Consider the following 16,181-nt stretch of genomic DNA (forward strand, 5'->3'; position numbering starts at 1 on the left):
GTCTTACCGTGGTCAACGTGCCCGATCGTACCAATGTTTACGTGGGGCTTACTTCTGTCAAAAGATTCTTTTGCCATTTTTTACTCCTGTTTATTACTTAGTTTAGTAGTTAAAAAAAATCTAAAACGTTTTAGATGTATATTCCTCGTTTTTCAAGTATTTCTTTGGCCATATTCATTGGAATCTCTTCATAACGGTCAAAATTCATCGTAAAGCTTGCGCGGCCTTGCGATTTTGAACGTATATCTGTTGAGTATCCGAACATTTCCGATAGTGGAACTTCAGCATCGATAACTTCTTTATCTTGCTTAACACCCATTGAATGGATCTTTCCACGTTTCATATTAATGTCTGAAATAATATCACCCGTGTAATCAGAAGGCGTTACAATTTCCAGACTCATTTTTGGCTCTAATAAAGATAAGCCTGCTTTTCGGCATGCAGCTCTAAAAGCATTAGAGGCAGCAATTGCATAAGCAACTTCTGAACCTTCATCTTCATTAAACTCTGCGGCCACTAACTTAGCCTTAATATTTATAAATGGGTAGCCAGCCAGGGCACCACCCATTGAAGTATCTTTAATACTCTTTTCAATCGCATCAATAAATTCTTGTGGTAAATCTCTTTTAGTTAAATCAGTCTCAAATAAAACACCAGCTTGAGAGTCTGCTTGCTCAACTTCAATAACAGCATTACCAAATACCATCTTGCCAGCTTGTTCGCGGTGGAATGTATCTGATTCTTTAGCAGTACTAGTGATACTTTCACGGTATGATACCTGTGGATCACCTACGCGAATACCAACTTTAAACTCACGCTCAAGACGATCGCAAATAATTTCTAGGTGAAGTTCACCCATACCAAAGATTAATAGTTGCCCAGTTTCTTTGTTATGTTGGTATGAAAAAGATGGATCTTCTAATTTAAGCTGATTTAAAGAATTCATTAGTTTCTTTTCATCATTTGTTGTTTTTGGCTCAATTGCAACAGAAATAACAGACTCAGGAAAATCCATTAAATCAAAAATAATTGTACGATTTTCAGCACATAGGGTTTCACCTGTAACTGTTTCCTTTAAACCAGAAATTGCAATAATATCCCCGGCCTTTGCTTCTTGTAATTCTGTTCTCTTGTCTGCGTGCATTTGTAGAATCTTGTTAACTCTTTCACGCTTACCTTTATGAGGATTATAAACCTGAGCTCCAGATTTAATTGTTCCAGAATAAATTCTAAAAAATGTCAATGAGCCCACGAATGGATCAGTAGCAATTTTGAAAGCAATACCTGAAAATGCATCCTCAGTATCAGGCTTTCTAACCTCTTCTTTATCATGATTTTTGCCATTAACACCTCTCACTTCACCACGATCAACAGGTGAAGGAAGGTAGTCACAAACTGCATCTAGTAATGGCTGAACACCTTTATTTTTAAATGCCGATCCACAAAGAACTGCTACAAACTCATGATTAATAACTGCATCTCTAATAGCAGCAATAAGTCTCTCATTAGTAATCTCTTCACCAGACAAGTAGTCTTCAGCTAACTGATCATCATAATCTGCCAAAGTCTCAATTAGCTCTTCTCTTGCCATCTGAGCTTCATCCTGAAGTTCTTCAGGAATATCTTCAACAACTACAGTTGAACCAAGATCCTCATCCTTAAAAAGAAGGGCCTTCATTCTTACGACATCAACCATACCCTTAAACACATCTTCAGCACCAATTGGAAGCTGAATTGCTGCTGCCGTCTTACCCAACTTCTCTCTTATTTCATCAAGGCACATTTGAAAATTTGCCCCAACTCTATCCATTTTGTTAACAAATGCAATTCTTGGTACTTTGTACTTATCTGCTTGCCCCCATACAGTCTCAGATTGAGGCTCTACACCGGCCACAGCATCAAATACACCAACTGCACCATCTAAAACCCTTAAAGCTCTCTCAACCTCAATTGTGAAGTCAACGTGACCTGGAGTATCAATAATATTAATATTCGTTTTATTCCAAATACAAGTTGTCGCAGCTGAAGTAATTGTAATCCCACGCTCTTGCTCTTGAACCATCCAGTCCATAGTTGCAGCACCATCGTGAACCTCACCAATCCTATGGCTTTTCCCCGTGTAGTAGAGAATACGTTCAGTTGTCGTCGTTTTACCCGCATCAATATGCGCCATAATTCCGATATTACGAATATTTTCTAAACTCATACAAAGTCCTTAAAAATTTAATTTTTGCAGACATATAATTAACATAAATATGGAATTTTAGATAGGAATAAAACCTCAATGAACAAAAGGCTTTATAAAAAGAAAGGCTCCCACAGGGAGCCTTCTATTAGTTTATTATGGACTTTATTGCTTATTTTCGAACTACCACTTAAGGTGAGCAAAAGCTTTGTTTGCTTCTGCCATTTTGTAAGTGTCTTCACGCTTCTTAACAGCGCCACCTCTACCTTGAGAAGCATCGATGATTTCATCAGATAGTTTCTCAACCATAGTTCTACCACCACGATTTCTAGCATAGTCTCTCAACCATCTTAGAGCTAGTGATTGTCTTCTGTTATTTCTAACTTCAACTGGAATTTGGTAAGTTGCTCCACCAATACGACGAGACTTAACCTCAACCGCTGGCTTAATGTTAGAAAGGGCTTTCTTGAATACCTTTAAAGGCTCTTCACCAGTTTTTGATTCAACTCTTTGAAGTGCACCATAAAAGATTTTTTCAGCAACAGATTTCTTTCCGTCTTTCATAAGTGCGTTTACACACTTAGCAACAACAACGTCTTGAAAGATCGGATCTGGAAGTACTTCTCTCGTCTGTGCTCTATGTTTTCTACTCATATTTTTTCTCCTTCACCGGAAACAGTTAAAACTGATCGATTACTCACCTCATGCCATGACGCAATCGGTGTCACAATTAGTTAACTAAAAGTTATTTCTTTGGTCTCTTACAACCGTACTTAGATCTTCTCTGTCCTCTTTTATCAACACCTTGGCAATCTAGTGTACCTCTAATAGTGTGATAACGAACCCCTGGAAGGTCTTTTACTCTACCACCACGAATCATAACGATCGAGTGTTCTTGTAGATTGTGTCCTTCACCACCAATGTATGAAGTAACTTCAAATCCACTTGTTAATTTTACTCTACAAACCTTTCTCATCGCTGAGTTTGGTTTCTTAGGAGTAGTTGTATATACTCTTGTACATACACCGCGTCTTTGAGGACACGCTTTTAAGGCAGGTGACTTAGTTTTTTCAACTTTATCAGTTCTACCTTTTCTAATTAATTGGTTAATCGTAGGCATTTCCGCTCCTTAACTACAACAATATTTCCACAATAAAAATAGGCTTTTAAGCCCATAATAAACTATAGAGGGATGGTGTAACACACCACCCCTCAATTAAGCAAGTTTTTATAGCATAAGTGTAGAAGTTTCTTCCTGAGAATCATCTTCTTCTACAAATGCTTCGTAATCACGATACTTAGAGATACCTGAACCAGCTGGAATCAGACGACCCATAAGTACGTTTTCCTTAAGACCACGTAATAAATCTTTTTTACCTTCAAGCGATGCCTGAGTTAAGATTTTAGTTGTCTCTTGGAAAGATGCAGCTGATAAGAAAGAATCAGTTGAAAGAGCTGCTTTAGTAATACCAAGTAGAACTGGTCTTGCTTGAGCTGGCTCATATCCATCAGCAACTAGTTGTTCATTAGTAGTAAGTAGTTCTGCTTTAGTTACAGAATCACCAACAACAAATGTCGAGTCACCTGGATCAGTTACTTCAACCTTCTTTAGCATTTGAGATACAATTACCTCAATGTGCTTATCATCGATATCTACACCTTGTAGACGGTAAACAGCTTGAATCTCATCAACGATGTAACCTGCAAGTTCTTTAATACCAAGTACTCTTAGGATATCGTGTGGGTTCGCTGGCCCATCCATAATAGCTTCACCTGAACGGATATAGTCACCTTCGTTTACAGTCACATAACGTCCCTTAGGAATCGTGTAAACTACTGGATCAGATCCATCTTCAGGTCTAATTAGAATTCTTCTAGATCCTCTAACTTCAGCACCAAATTCAATTGTACCAGTTACATCAGCAATCTGAGATGCTTGAGCTGGCTTTCTTGCTTCGAAAAGCTCGGCAACTCTTGGAAGACCCCCTGTAATATCTTTTGTTTTCGTCGTTTCACGAGAAACTTTAGATAGTACGCTACCAATTACAACTTCATCACCTTCAGTAACAGTTAGTGTTGCACCAACTTGAAGTCTGTATGAAGCTTGACGGTTTGTTCCAGGAACAACAATAGGATTTCCATCAGCATCAAGAATTGTCATTCTTGGTTGAAGTGAAGGATCTTTAGTTTCTGTTACAGTTCTTTGAGTAAGACCAGTTACCGTGTCAGTTTGCTCAGCAAGAGTTGCACCAACTACTAGGTCTTCAAACTTAACTGTACCAGCAACTTCTGTAAGAAGTGGAATCGCAAACGGGTCCCATTCAATCAGAGTATCCCCTACGTTTACTTCGCTACCTTCTGTGAAGTGAAGTTTTGAACCGTAGATTGCTGGATATTTTTCTTTTTCAACGCCACGAGCATCTTTAATGATAAGCTCACCAGTCTTGTTCATAACAAGAAGACCAGTTGGAGTTTCAACAGTTACAACATTGTTATATACAACTTTACCAGAAGTACGAACAGTTGTTTTATTTACTTGTGCACCAGCTGTTGCTGTACCACCAACGTGGAATGTACGCATTGTAAGCTGTGTACCAGGTTCACCAATTGACTGAGCAGCGATAACACCAACCGCTTCACCAACAGATACCATTGTTCCACGAGCAAGGTCACGTCCGAAACAGGCCGCACAGAAACCATGTCTTTCGTTACAAGTAAGAACAGATCTAACCTTAATTTGGTCAACTTCTTTCTCTTCTAGTAACACAAGGTCTTTTTCAGTTAGTAAGTGACCTGTTGGAAGAACTTCATTACCTTCTGCTGAGATAACTGGAGCAGCTGTTACACGGCCCATTGCTCTAGAAGCAACGTGCTCAACAACTTCACCTGATTCAATACGAGAAGTTAGAGTAATCCCATCAGTAGTTCCACAGTCTTCGTTTCTGATAATACCATCTTGAGCAACGTCAACAAGACGTCTCGTTAGGTAACCAGAGTTAGCTGTCTTCAGGGCAGTATCGGCTAGACCTTTACGTGCACCGTGTGTAGACGTAAAGTACTGAAGTGCCGATAGACCTTCACGGAAGTTAGATGTAATTGGCGTTTCAATAATCTCACCAGATGGTTTGGCCATTAGACCCCTCATGGCAGCAAGCTGTCTCATCTGCTGAGCAGAACCCCTTGCACCTGAGTTTGCCATCATGTAAAGAGCGTTGAATGAAGGAGCGTAAATTGGCTCTTCACCTTCTTTATCTGAAGTAAATTCATCAGTTGAAATTTTCTCAAGCATAACCTTAACAAGTTTTTCAGTTGTTTGTGACCAAACATCAACAACCTTGTTATATCTCTCACCATTAGTGATTGAACCTTCGTTATACTCTTCAGTAATCCCATGAACTTCGTCATGAGCTTCTTTAAGGATTCCTTCTTTTTCAGCAGGGATTTCCATATCAACAACGTTAATAGAAATACCAGCTTTTGTAGCATTGCTATAACCAAGTTGCATAAGACCGTCAGCAAGAAGAACAGTATCTTTTTCAGATCCTCTTCTGTAAGCAAGGTCAAGAAGCTTAACTAGTTCTTTCTTACCAAGAATGATGTTTACGTCTTCAAAGTTTAGACAAGTTGGAACGATATCAAATACGAATGTACGTCCAACAGTTGTTTCGTAAACTTCTCCACCAATACGTACCTTAATTGGTGCTTGTAGGTGTAGGTTACCTGAATGGTAAGCAAACTGAGCTTCTTCTTTAGAAGAGAAAGTTTTCCCGTATCCACGAGCGTATGGTCTAACACGAGTCATGTAGTAAAGACCAAGTACGATATCCTGAGATGGAGTAATAATTGGAGAACCATCTTTTGGAGAAAGAATGTTATTTGTCGACATTGCAAGAACACGACACTCAATTTGAGCTTCTAGTGATAGAGGCACGTGAACGGCCATCTGGTCACCATCGAAGTCGGCGTTGAATGCTGTACAAACTAGAGGGTGAAGACGGATTGCCTTACCTTCGATAAGTACAGGTTCGAAACCTTGGATACCAAGTCTGTGAAGAGTTGGTGCACGGTTAAGAAGTACTGGGTGTTCTTGTACAACTTCTTCAAGGATATTCCATACTTCTTCTTTTTGTTGCTCAACCATACGTTTAGCAACTTTAATAGTAGTACAGTGTCCTTTTTCAATTAGTTTGTTGTAGATAAATGGCTTGAAAAGCTCAAGTGCCATAAGTTTTGGAAGACCACACTGGTGAAGTCTTAAACTTGGACCAACAACAATTACAGAACGTCCTGAGTAGTCAACACGCTTACCAAGAAGGTTTTGACGGAAACGTCCTTGCTTTCCTTTAAGCATATCTGAAAGTGATCTAAGTGGACGCTTATTAGCACCAGTAAATACCTTACCACGACGACCATTATCGAATAGAGCATCTACTGCTTCTTGAAGCATTCGCTTTTCGTTTCTGATGATGATTTCAGGAGCATTAAGTTCTTTAAGTCTTCTAAGACGGTTGTTTCTGTTGATAACACGTCTATATAGATCGTTAAGATCTGAAGTTGCAAAACGTCCTGCTTCTAGTGGAACAAGAGGTCTTAAGTCTGGTGGAAGAATAGGAATAACATCCATCATAAACCATTCAGGCTTGTTTTCAGATTTCATAAGAGATTCAACAACTCTTAGTCTCTTAACAAACTTCGTTCTTGCCATTTCAGTAGTTGCGTTAGCAAGACCACGTCTTAAGTTTTTATTTTCGAGATCGATATCAAGTTTAGAAAGTAGCTCTTGAACGATTTCTCCACCCATACCAGCTTCAAAATCAATACCTTGGTCTTTTAGTTCCCAGTATTGTTGTTCAGAGATAACACGACCTACATCAAGACCACCTTCAACACCATCAGTTGCTGAAGCAGTTACGATATAAGCTTCATAATAAAGAACTTTCTCAAGTTCTTTAAGAGATAGGTTAAGAAGAGCTGCCATTCTTGATGGAAGTGAACGTAGAAACCAAATGTGAGCAACTGGAGTTGCTAATTCGATATGTCCACATCTCTCACGACGTACTTTAGAAAGTGTAACTTCAACACCACACTTCTCACATACAACACCTCTGTGCTTCATTCTCTTATACTTACCACAGATACATTCGTAATCTTTTACTGGTCCGAAAATCTTTGCACAGAATAAACCGTCTCTTTCTGGTTTATAAGTTCTATAGTTAATAGTTTCTGGTTTTTTTACTTCACCAAATGACCACTCTCTGATTGTGTCAGGAGAAGCAAGCTTGATAGATACACCTTCAACGCTTACTGGATCTTTTGGCTTATCAAAAAAGTTTAAAAGGTCTTTCATTTTTTTATGCCCTCTTAATATACGGCAGGACTAAGCCTGCCATAAATTAACGAATAGATTCTTCAATTCTGTCTTCTTCAAGTTTAACGTCTAGACAAAGTGCTTGAAGCTCTCTGATTAGAACGTTGAACGATTCTGGAAGACCTGGTTCTAGTACTTGCTCACCTTTAACGATTGACTCATACATTCTAGTTCTACCGATAACGTCATCTGACTTAACAGTTAAGAACTCTTGAAGAGTATAAGCTGCACCGTATGCTTCAAGTGCCCAAACTTCCATTTCCCCAAGTCTCTGACCACCGAACTGAGCCTTACCACCAAGTGGCTGCTGAGTTACAAGTGAGTAAGGACCTGTAGAACGTGCGTGAAGTTTTTCGTCTACAAGGTGGTGTAGTTTAAGCATGTACATAACACCAACAGTAACGTCCTCAGCAAAAGCATCACCAGTCTTACCATCAAATAGAGTTGTCTTACCATTTGACTCAAGATCTGCTAGCTCAAGCATTTCTCTGATATCTGCCTCTGAAGCACCATCAAATACTTTTGTAGAGAAACGAACACCGCTTGTTAGCTTCTTAGCAAGGGCCATAACAACATCATCTGCTGCCGACTTTAACCAAGCTTCTACTTCTGGTGTTTTATAGATTTTGTAAATGAAATCCTTAATCTCGTGAACTTTCATTTGTTCTTCAAGCATAACCTTGATTTTCTCACCAAGACCACGTCCGGCCCATCCAAGGTGAAGCTCAAGAAGCTGTCCGATGTTCATACGAGAAGGTACCCCTAGTGGGTTAAGTACGATTTCAACAGGTGTACCATCCGCTAGGTAAGGCATATCTTCACGTGGAACTACGTTCGAGATAACCCCTTTGTTACCGTGACGACCGGCCATTTTATCACCTGGCTGAAGCTTACGCTTAATCGCTACGTATACAGTAATCTTTTTGATTACACCTGGAGGAAGTTCATCACCTCTATGAAGTTTTGCAATCTCATCAGTTGTCTTAGCTCTAACTCTGTTGATCTTGTTTCTAACGTCAGCAAAGTATTCAGATAGTTTTTCTTCAAGTTCAGCTTGTAGTGGTAAGTAACCAATTAGCTCAAATGGAATTGATGCAAGAATTTCACCTGTAATCTCAGTTCCTTTAGAAAGTAGTTCTGCTGAACCATCTTCAGAAACAAGTACATCAGTAACTTTTGCACCTTTAAGCATATCTGCAATCTTAAGAATTGCTGAAGTTTGGATTGCTTTAATTTCGATTCTTTCATCTCTTCTAAGAAGAGTTGTTTCTTGCTCGATAATGTCCTTAGATCTTGCACATAGCTCAACACCTTCACGAGTGTAAACTCTTGCATCAATTACTGTACCGTAAACAGATGAAGGAACTCTTAGTGAAGTATCTTTAACGTCACCAGCTTTATCACCGAAGATTGCCTTAAGAAGCTTTTCTTCTGGAGAAAGTTGAGTTTCACCTTTAGGTGTAATCTTACCAACAAGGATATCACCTGGTTTAATGATAGCACCAACTCTAACGATACCTGCCTCATCAAGGTCTTTTAGAGACTCTTCTGAAACGTTTGGAATATCGCGAGTGATTTCTTCTTTACCAAGTTTAGTATCACGAGCTTCAACTTCGAATGCTTCGATGTGAACAGAAGTAAACACGTCTTTTGCAAGAAGGTCTTCAGAAATCAGGATCGAGTCTTCGTAGTTATAACCACCCCATGGCATGAATGCTACAAGTGGGTTTTGCCCAAGAGCTAAGTCACCATTGTCAGTACCTGGTCCGTCAGCAAGTACGTCACCTTTCTTAACAATGTCACCTTCAGTAACAAGAGCTTTTTGGTTATTACAAGTGTTCTGGTTAGTTCTTTGATATTTAACTAGCTTGTAAATATCAACACCAGATTCACCATCTTTAAAATTATCTCTTTGGATAACAATTCTGTTTGAATCAACAAAGATTACGCGTCCATTGTCGTTAGCTACAAGTACCGCACCAGAGTCTCTAGCAACGATTCTTTCTGTACCTGTACCAACAATTGGAGCTTCAGTTTTAACAACAGGCACGGCCTGTCTCATCATGTTCGATCCCATTAGGGCACGGTTGGCATCATCGTGCTCAAGGAATGGAATAAGAGATGTTGCAACTGAAATCATCTGAGTTGGAGAAACGTCCATTAGGTTTACTTCTGAAGCGTCAACAAGTGTGAATTCACCAGAAGCACGAGCAGCTACTTGCTCACCTACAAGTTGTCCATCTTTGATATTATTTGCATCGATCTGAGCGATTACTTTACCTTCTTCTTGGAAGGCAGTGAAATACTCAACATCACCAATTTTCTGGTCTTCACCAATAGTTAGGTATGGAGTTTCAATGAAACCGTATTCAGAAACTTTTGCAAATGTTGCAAGAGATGTAATTAGACCAATGTTTGGTCCTTCAGGAGTCTCAACCGGACACATTCTTCCGTAGTGAGTAACGTGAACGTCACGAACTTCGAATGATGCTCTTTCTCTCGTTAGACCTCCTGGCCCAAGAGCGGAAAGACGACGCTTGTGAGTAACTTCTGAAAGAGGGTTCGTTTGATCCATAAACTGTGAAAGTTGTGATGAACCAAAGAATTCCTTAACGGCAGCAGCAACTGGTTTTTGGTTAACAAGATCATATGGCATCATTGTATCAATTTCTTGAATTGCCATTCTTTCTTTAACCGCTCTTTCCATACGTACTAGACCAACTCTAAATTGGTTTTCAAGTAGTTCACCTACAGGTCTAACACGTCTGTTACCTAAGTGGTCGATATCATCAACACGACCCTTACCGTTGTTAAGTTCTACAAGGTATTGGATAGTTGTATTGATATCTTCTTTAGTAAGTACAGTGTTCTCAACTGGAACATCTGTCTTAAACTTATAATTGATTTTCATACGACCAACACGAGATAGGTCATATCTTTCTTCGTCAAAGAAAAGTCCTTGGAAAAGAACTTCAGCAGCTTCAACTGCTGGTGGCTCACCAGGTCTTAATCTTTCGAAGATTTTAAGAAGTGCATCTTCTTTAGTATCAGTCTTATCTAGTAGAAGAGTATTTCTAATTTGGTCACCAAAGTTAATCATGTCAATGTATAGACACTCAACTTCAGTTACACCAGCAGCAACAAGTTCTTGAATCTTAGCTTCAGAAAGTGCTTCGTTGGCCAAACAGATTACTTCACCAGTTGACTCATTAAAGATATCTTTAGCAGCAACTTTACCAACAACTTCTTCAAGTTGAGCTGGGATTTCAGTTACACCTGCTTCAGTTAATCTCTTAATTGAAGCTTTAGAGAATTTCTTCCCTTTTCTAACGATAGCCTTACCTGTCTTTGGATCAAGTACGTCATTAGTAGCACGAGTTCCAGTCATTAAAGATAGATCAAGAGATCTAACGAACTCACCATCTTTAGAAAACTTGATTGTTTCAATATGGTAGAACATATCAAGAATTTCTTCTGTACTGTAACCTAGAGCTTTAAGAACAACTGTTGCGTGTAATTTTCTCTTTCTATCAATTCTTGCAAATAGAATATTCTTGTGATCGAATTCGAAATCTAGCCAAGAACCTCTGTGAGGAATAATTCTTGCAGAATAAAGAAGCTTACCACTTGAGTGCTTCTTTCCACCATCGTGTTCGAATACGATACCAGGAGATCTGTGAAGCTGAGAAACAATAACTCTCTCAGTTCCGTTATATACAAAAGAACCAGTCTCTGCCATCAGAGGAATGTTTCCTAAGTAAACTTCCTGTTCTTTGATTGAAGAAACAGTTCTTTGTTCATTACCATCTTTGTCGACAGCTACATCATAGAATACTAGACGAACAACTACCTTAAGTGGCGCTTCATATGATAGGCCTCTTTGACGACACTCTTTTACAGTGTACTTAGGTTGTTCTAGTGAGTAGCTTACAAACTCTAACGATACAGTTTTGTTAAAGTCGTGGATTGGAAATACAGAATTGAAAACAGCCTGTAATCCCATTTCTTCTCTTTGAGAAGGAGGTACGTCCTTTTGAAGGAAATCATCATAGGACTTCTTTTGTAGAAGCATGAGTGGAGGTGTCTCTAACACAGATGGTGTTGAGGCAAAGTTCTTACGAAACCACTCGTTTGGTCTAAAAACCTCAGTCATTATGGTTCTCCCGGGTTTTAATTGTTTTAACGTGCACGTATATTTTTTTAGTTACTTAATAACTTTTTTTTTCGGTTTTTACAAACGCAAAAAAGGTGTGAAGATCGCTAAATCTCCACACCTGTATTTTTTAATTTTTTATGCGATGAGCAAGGGGCTTAAACTACTTAAGCTCAACCTTTGCACCAGCAGCTTCAAGTTTTTTCTTGATTTCTTCTGCTTCGTCTTTAGAAACTGCTTCTTTAACAGTCTTTGGAGCACCTTCAACCATTTCTTTTGCTTCCTTAAGACCTAGACCAGTGATTCCTCTAACCTCTTTAATAACGTTGATTTTCTTAGCACCTGCGTCAGCAAGAACAACGTCAAATTCAGTTTTTTCTTCAGCAGCACCACCAGCAGCAGCTCCACCAGCAACAGCTACAGGAGCAGCTGATACACCAAATTTTTCTTCAAGTTCTTTAACTAGCTCAGCTACTTCAAGAACAGTCATGTTTGAGATTTTTTCAATTAATTGATCATTTGTAATAGACATATATAACTCCTAAAAATTTAAAATAACTTTAACTCTAACTTTGTTAATTACTATTCTGCAGATTCTTCAGCTGCAACTGGCGCAGCTTCAACGCCTGCTTCTTTTTGCTCTTTAATTGCATTAAGAACTCTAGCAAATGCCGAGATCGGTGCATTAAATGTTGCAAGAAGAGTACCAAGCATCTCATCACGAGATGGTAGGTCTGCAATTGCTTTTACTTCTGCTGCTGTTAGTGCTTTACCATCAAGTAAACCACCTCTAAGTTCTACTAGTTCAAACGCTTTTCCACATTCTTTTAGTGCCTTAGCAACGGCTGGTGCTTCGTCAAATGCGAAAGCAACAGCTTGCGTACCTTTAAGACCAGAAAGTAATTCTTCTGCATCTGTTCCGGCCGCTGCCTTAGAAAAAAGTGTGTTACGAGTAACAACTAGTGATCCACCCGCTTCGCGGATAGACTTTCTTAGAGCTGTGGCGTCATTAGATGGTAGTCCAATAACGTTTGTTAGAAAGATAGCGTTGGCATCAGTGATCTTCTTTTTAAGACCATCGATGATAACGTCTTTCTCTGCTCTAGTTAACATCGTTTACCTCCTAAACTATTGGAGGGAGATTTCATGCAGGCTTTATGTAGCTTCAAACTCTTACAGCAGCTACACCGACAATCATCAACCCCTTATTATTTTGCTGCGATTGATGCAGCTTCTAAAGTATCAATTTTAAGACCTGGCCCCATAGTCGTACTTAAAGTAAGTGACTTAAGGTAAGTACCTTTTGCAGAAACAGGCTTAGCTTTAATGATTGCTGAGATCATAGTATCAATATTCTTTCTTAAATCTTCATTTGAGAAAGATGACTTACCAACAGGAACGTGGATAATACCATTCTTTTCAGTTCTGTATTCAACCTTACCAGCTTTTTGCTCTTTAACTGCGTTTTCAACATTAGGAGTAACTGTTCCTAATTTTGGGTTAGGCATTAGACCTCTAGGCCCTAGGATTCTTGCAACACGACCAAGTTTACCCATCATATCTGGAGATGCGATAACTCTGTCAAAGTCAAGCCATCCACCTGCGATCTTAGCAACGATATCGTCACCACCAACGTAATCTGCACCAGCTGCTTCAGCTTTAGCTACGTTGTCACCAGATGTAATAACACAAACTTTTACTGATTTACCTGTACCAGCTGGAAGTGCTAATGCACCTCTGATCATCTGGTCAGCATGTCTTGGATCAACACCAAGTCTAAATGCTAGATCTACAGTTTCATCAAATGTAGCGAACTTTACTTCTTTAGCAAGGTTGATCGCTTCATCAATTGTGTAATTCTTAGTTGTATCTACTTTTGCAAGTGCTTCTGTATATTTTTTTGATTTCTTAGCCATTGTAACACCTCTTAGTAATCTAGTTTGATACCAGCTGAACGACATGAACCTTCGATGATTCTTTCCGCTGCTTCTTGAGTAGCTGCTGTTAAGTCTGGTCTTTTCGCTTCAACAATTTCTTCAATGATTTTCTTAGATACTGTTGTTACAACTTCTGTTCCTGGCTTCTGTGCCCCTCTCTTAAGCTTAAGCTTATCTTTAAGAAGGTATGAAGCTGGAGGTGTCTTAGTTACAAATGTAAAAGAACGGTCAGAGTATACTGTAATGATTGTTGGAAGCATTACACCTGCGTCTTTTTGTGTCTTTGCATTGAAAGCTTTACAAAATTCCATGATATTTACACCTTTTTGACCTAGTGCTGGCCCAACTGGTGGTGATGGGTTTGCTTTCCCACCTGGAATTTGTAGCTTAATGAAACCTGTGATTTTCTTAGCCATAAATTTCTCCTGCGAACTTTAGTTCTACCAACGGTTATTAATTTTTTTCTACCTGAGAAGCATCTAATTCTACTGGTGTTGGTCGACCAAATATAGAAACGTTTACTTTCAGTTTTCCATTTTCATTTACAGATTCAATTGTACCGACGAATGAAGCAAAAGGTCCTTCAATAACCTTAACCTCTTCACCTTCAGAGAAGTCCACAGTAGTACGTGTCTTCTTGAAACCACCAGTTGATTGTCCTGTCATATATGCTGCCTCTTCATCTGATAAAGGGGCTGGTTTGTCAACTGTTCCGCCAACAAATCCTGTAATTTTGTCAGTATCTTTTACTAAGTGCCAAGTGTTCTCATTCATAAGCATATGAATTAGTACATAACCTGGGAAAAGCTTCTTAGTAATAGTTCTTTTTCTTCCACCTGCGTGAGAAGTTACTTTTTCTTCTGGTACTACGATTTCACCAAATGAATCAGTCAGTTTGTAGTTAACAATTCTTTCACGAAGAGTTTTTTGAACCTTGTTTTCTTGACCTGTTAAAGTCTTTGCAATGTACCAACGAAAGTTAGGGTTAACAGTAGCTTCACCTTCTGATGATTCTACGGCCATTTCTTCATTAGTTAGTTCTTTTTCTGTTTCGTTGTTATCAACCATTTCTATCTCACTTAAATTATTTAAAGGTATAAATTAAAGAATTATGCTTAGTAATTGTCTGAACGAATAATCTACTAAAACGAAAATTCCACTAACAATGCTTAGTGCGATCACTAAACCAATTGTCGTTTTTAAAACGTCATCTTTGTTAGGCCATACAACTTTTACAAGTTCAGCGTAAACATCCTCAAGTAAAGTTGATGCATTTTTGTTCTTAGCAATCACTAAGAAAACAATTAGACCGACAACAATTCCAACTACTTGTACTGTGATAGGGAAGTTTGGAACCTTTGCTTCAAGATCAAACCACTCACTTAATTGTTCGAGGAATCTAATAGTAATAAAACCACAAATTGCACTTACGGCAGCAACAAAAGCGTTAATCCACTTCTTGCTGTCTTCACTCTTAATGAGGGACATCTCAAATCCTTTTTTTACCTAAATTAAACGTATAAGTAACAGATTATATCCCTTAATTAACATGGTTTGGCAAGAGCTAACGCAAAAATAGGACAAATTTGCAGTCAAAATAAATAATATTTGGGAAAGTGGCGGGCGCATAAGGATTCGAACCTTAAACCTACTGATTTGGAATCAGCCGCTCTACCAATTGGAGCTATACACCCGTTCGACTATGGAAACCTAAATTACCCAAAAAGGCCTTCCTCGTCAATCTCTTATTACTATAAATATTTCCATTATATTGAACCGAGTCCAAACTAAGGGTAGTGTAGCGAATCGCAACAGCGACATTTAATTTTATTGGAGAGAAAACAATATGAAGTATTTAGTACTATTGATGCTTACGCTTAATATTAACGCAGCAATTTTCGTTTCTAAAACGTGTTCTGAGGATCAAAAAGATATGCTGATCAAAGATACTAAAAAATCACGTGCAGACATGAAAGGTATCATTAAAGACCTCAGACAGTACAAGAAACAAAACCCGTACATGGATATGAATGTTGAAAAGAAAATCAACAAGGCCATCGTGGTCATGAAGTGCTCTCTTGCAAGAACATATTGGACTAAACATAAATGTGTTGAACCATATGGTGGCGCAATAGCTTACACATATGCTGTTATTGGTAAAACTGTATATATTACACCAAGCTACTGGGACTACGACATTGAAGGCCGTCAAGGAATCGTCCTCCACGAGTTAACTCACAAATGTGGAACTGGTGATGCTGACTACTTTTGGACTCGCAAGCCTAAGGATACAAATGGTACACCTTGGTCAGACATCGCCGATACATACCGTTATTGGCAACAAAATGGGACATGTATCCCAGAAATCGATTGTTAAAAAGAGAACTTAAATTTAGGCATAAAAAAAGGGGAGCAAAAGCTCCCCTTCCTTATATCTTGAATATTTAAAATATTAGTCAAGAATTTCAGATACTGTACCAGCACCAATTGTTCTACCACCCTCACGGATTGCGAACTTAAGACCTTTTTCCATCGCGA

14 protein-coding genes and 1 tRNA gene are annotated in these 16,181 nt (G+C 38.8%); 1 reads left to right on the plus strand and 14 read right to left on the minus strand.

Annotated elements, in window-relative coordinates; genetic code table 11:
- The 13 genes from ABMA76_RS15440 to ABMA76_RS15500 form a co-directional block, all read right to left on the minus strand.
- Nucleotides 1–77, minus strand: a 77-nt coding sequence (locus tag ABMA76_RS15440; protein WP_392861555.1) for a hypothetical protein, incomplete at its 3' end; no start/stop codon positions are given.
- A gap of 53 nt (nt 78–130) precedes the next feature.
- On the minus strand, nt 131–2,206 hold the full coding sequence (fusA, locus tag ABMA76_RS15445; RefSeq protein WP_392909670.1) for an elongation factor G: 2,076 nt from the start codon (nt 2,204–2,206) through the stop codon (nt 131–133).
- Between the two features lie 162 nt (nt 2,207–2,368).
- Nucleotides 2,369–2,839: a 30S ribosomal protein S7 gene (gene rpsG / locus ABMA76_RS15450; RefSeq protein WP_021266544.1), complete on the minus strand. Its 471-nt coding sequence runs from the start codon at nt 2,837–2,839 to the stop codon at nt 2,369–2,371.
- A 91-nt stretch (nt 2,840–2,930) separates the two neighbouring features.
- The gene (rpsL, locus tag ABMA76_RS15455; RefSeq protein ID WP_021266546.1) at nt 2,931–3,305 is read right to left on the minus strand and encodes a 30S ribosomal protein S12; all 375 of its coding nucleotides are present in this window, start codon (nt 3,303–3,305) and stop codon (nt 2,931–2,933) included.
- A gap of 108 nt (nt 3,306–3,413) precedes the next feature.
- Nucleotides 3,414–7,532, minus strand: a complete 4,119-nt coding sequence (rpoC, locus tag ABMA76_RS15460; RefSeq protein WP_392909669.1) for a DNA-directed RNA polymerase subunit beta' — start codon at nt 7,530–7,532, stop codon at nt 3,414–3,416.
- A gap of 46 nt (nt 7,533–7,578) precedes the next feature.
- Nucleotides 7,579–11,706 carry a DNA-directed RNA polymerase subunit beta gene (gene rpoB / locus ABMA76_RS15465; RefSeq protein WP_392909668.1) on the minus strand — a complete coding sequence of 1,376 codons (4,128 nt, stop codon included), beginning with the start codon at nt 11,704–11,706 and terminating at the stop codon, nt 7,579–7,581.
- A 163-nt stretch (nt 11,707–11,869) separates the two neighbouring features.
- Nucleotides 11,870–12,238 carry a 50S ribosomal protein L7/L12 gene (gene rplL, locus ABMA76_RS15470; protein WP_392909666.1) on the minus strand — a complete coding sequence of 123 codons (369 nt, stop codon included), beginning with the start codon at nt 12,236–12,238 and terminating at the stop codon, nt 11,870–11,872.
- A gap of 50 nt (nt 12,239–12,288) precedes the next feature.
- Nucleotides 12,289–12,819, minus strand: coding sequence for a 50S ribosomal protein L10 (rplJ, locus tag ABMA76_RS15475; RefSeq protein ID WP_393062089.1), 531 nt, complete (start codon nt 12,817–12,819; stop codon nt 12,289–12,291).
- Nucleotides 12,820–12,914: 95 nt separating this feature from the next.
- Complete coding sequence (rplA, locus tag ABMA76_RS15480) at nt 12,915–13,622, minus strand: 50S ribosomal protein L1 (RefSeq protein WP_392909664.1); 708 nt, start codon at nt 13,620–13,622, stop codon at nt 12,915–12,917.
- Nucleotides 13,623–13,633: 11 nt separating this feature from the next.
- Nucleotides 13,634–14,059, minus strand: coding sequence for a 50S ribosomal protein L11 (rplK, locus tag ABMA76_RS15485; protein ID WP_021266533.1), 426 nt, complete (start codon nt 14,057–14,059; stop codon nt 13,634–13,636).
- Between the two features lie 37 nt (nt 14,060–14,096).
- Nucleotides 14,097–14,711 carry a transcription termination/antitermination protein NusG gene (nusG, locus tag ABMA76_RS15490; RefSeq protein ID WP_392909662.1) on the minus strand — a complete coding sequence of 205 codons (615 nt, stop codon included), beginning with the start codon at nt 14,709–14,711 and terminating at the stop codon, nt 14,097–14,099.
- Nucleotides 14,712–14,744: 33 nt separating this feature from the next.
- Nucleotides 14,745–15,131 (minus strand): preprotein translocase subunit SecE, encoded by a 387-nt coding sequence (secE, locus tag ABMA76_RS15495; protein WP_392861557.1) that lies wholly within the window; start codon nt 15,129–15,131, stop codon nt 14,745–14,747.
- A gap of 129 nt (nt 15,132–15,260) precedes the next feature.
- Nucleotides 15,261–15,337, minus strand: a tRNA-Trp gene (locus ABMA76_RS15500).
- A gap of 152 nt (nt 15,338–15,489) precedes the next feature.
- On the opposite strand from ABMA76_RS15500, the gene ABMA76_RS15505 reads away from it, so the two are divergent.
- Entirely contained in the window at nt 15,490–16,020 is a 531-nt protein-coding gene (locus ABMA76_RS15505) for a M35 family metallo-endopeptidase (protein WP_393062091.1), read from the plus strand.
- Between the two features lie 75 nt (nt 16,021–16,095).
- Here the strand turns inward: ABMA76_RS15505 and ABMA76_RS15510 are convergent.
- Nucleotides 16,096–16,181 (minus strand): hypothetical protein (locus ABMA76_RS15510; protein ID WP_392858019.1); only part of this gene is annotated, 86 nt, incomplete at its 5' end.

Source organism: Halobacteriovorax sp. ZH5_bin.2 (assembly GCF_043196375.1).
Lineage (GTDB): Bacteria > Bdellovibrionota > Bacteriovoracia > Bacteriovoracales > Bacteriovoracaceae > Halobacteriovorax_A.

Coding starts and splice junctions, on each gene's coding strand:
- fusA (WP_392909670.1), bottom strand. CDS start 2,206: ATGAGTTTAGAAAATATTCGTAATATCGGAATTATGGCGCATATTGAT.
- rpsG (WP_021266544.1), bottom strand. CDS start 2,839: ATGAGTAGAAAACATAGAGCACAGACGAGAGAAGTACTTCCAGATCCG.
- rpsL (WP_021266546.1), bottom strand. CDS start 3,305: ATGCCTACGATTAACCAATTAATTAGAAAAGGTAGAACTGATAAAGTT.
- rpoC (WP_392909669.1), bottom strand. CDS start 7,532: ATGAAAGACCTTTTAAACTTTTTTGATAAGCCAAAAGATCCAGTAAGC.
- rpoB (WP_392909668.1), bottom strand. CDS start 11,706: ATGACTGAGGTTTTTAGACCAAACGAGTGGTTTCGTAAGAACTTTGCC.
- rplL (WP_392909666.1), bottom strand. CDS start 12,238: ATGTCTATTACAAATGATCAATTAATTGAAAAAATCTCAAACATGACT.
- rplJ (WP_393062089.1), bottom strand. CDS start 12,819: ATGTTAACTAGAGCAGAGAAAGACGTTATCATCGATGGTCTTAAAAAG.
- rplA (WP_392909664.1), bottom strand. CDS start 13,622: ATGGCTAAGAAATCAAAAAAATATACAGAAGCACTTGCAAAAGTAGAT.
- rplK (WP_021266533.1), bottom strand. CDS start 14,059: ATGGCTAAGAAAATCACAGGTTTCATTAAGCTACAAATTCCAGGTGGG.
- nusG (WP_392909662.1), bottom strand. CDS start 14,711: ATGGTTGATAACAACGAAACAGAAAAAGAACTAACTAATGAAGAAATG.
- secE (WP_392861557.1), bottom strand. CDS start 15,131: ATGTCCCTCATTAAGAGTGAAGACAGCAAGAAGTGGATTAACGCTTTT.
- ABMA76_RS15505 (WP_393062091.1), top strand. CDS start 15,490: ATGAAGTATTTAGTACTATTGATGCTTACGCTTAATATTAACGCAGCA.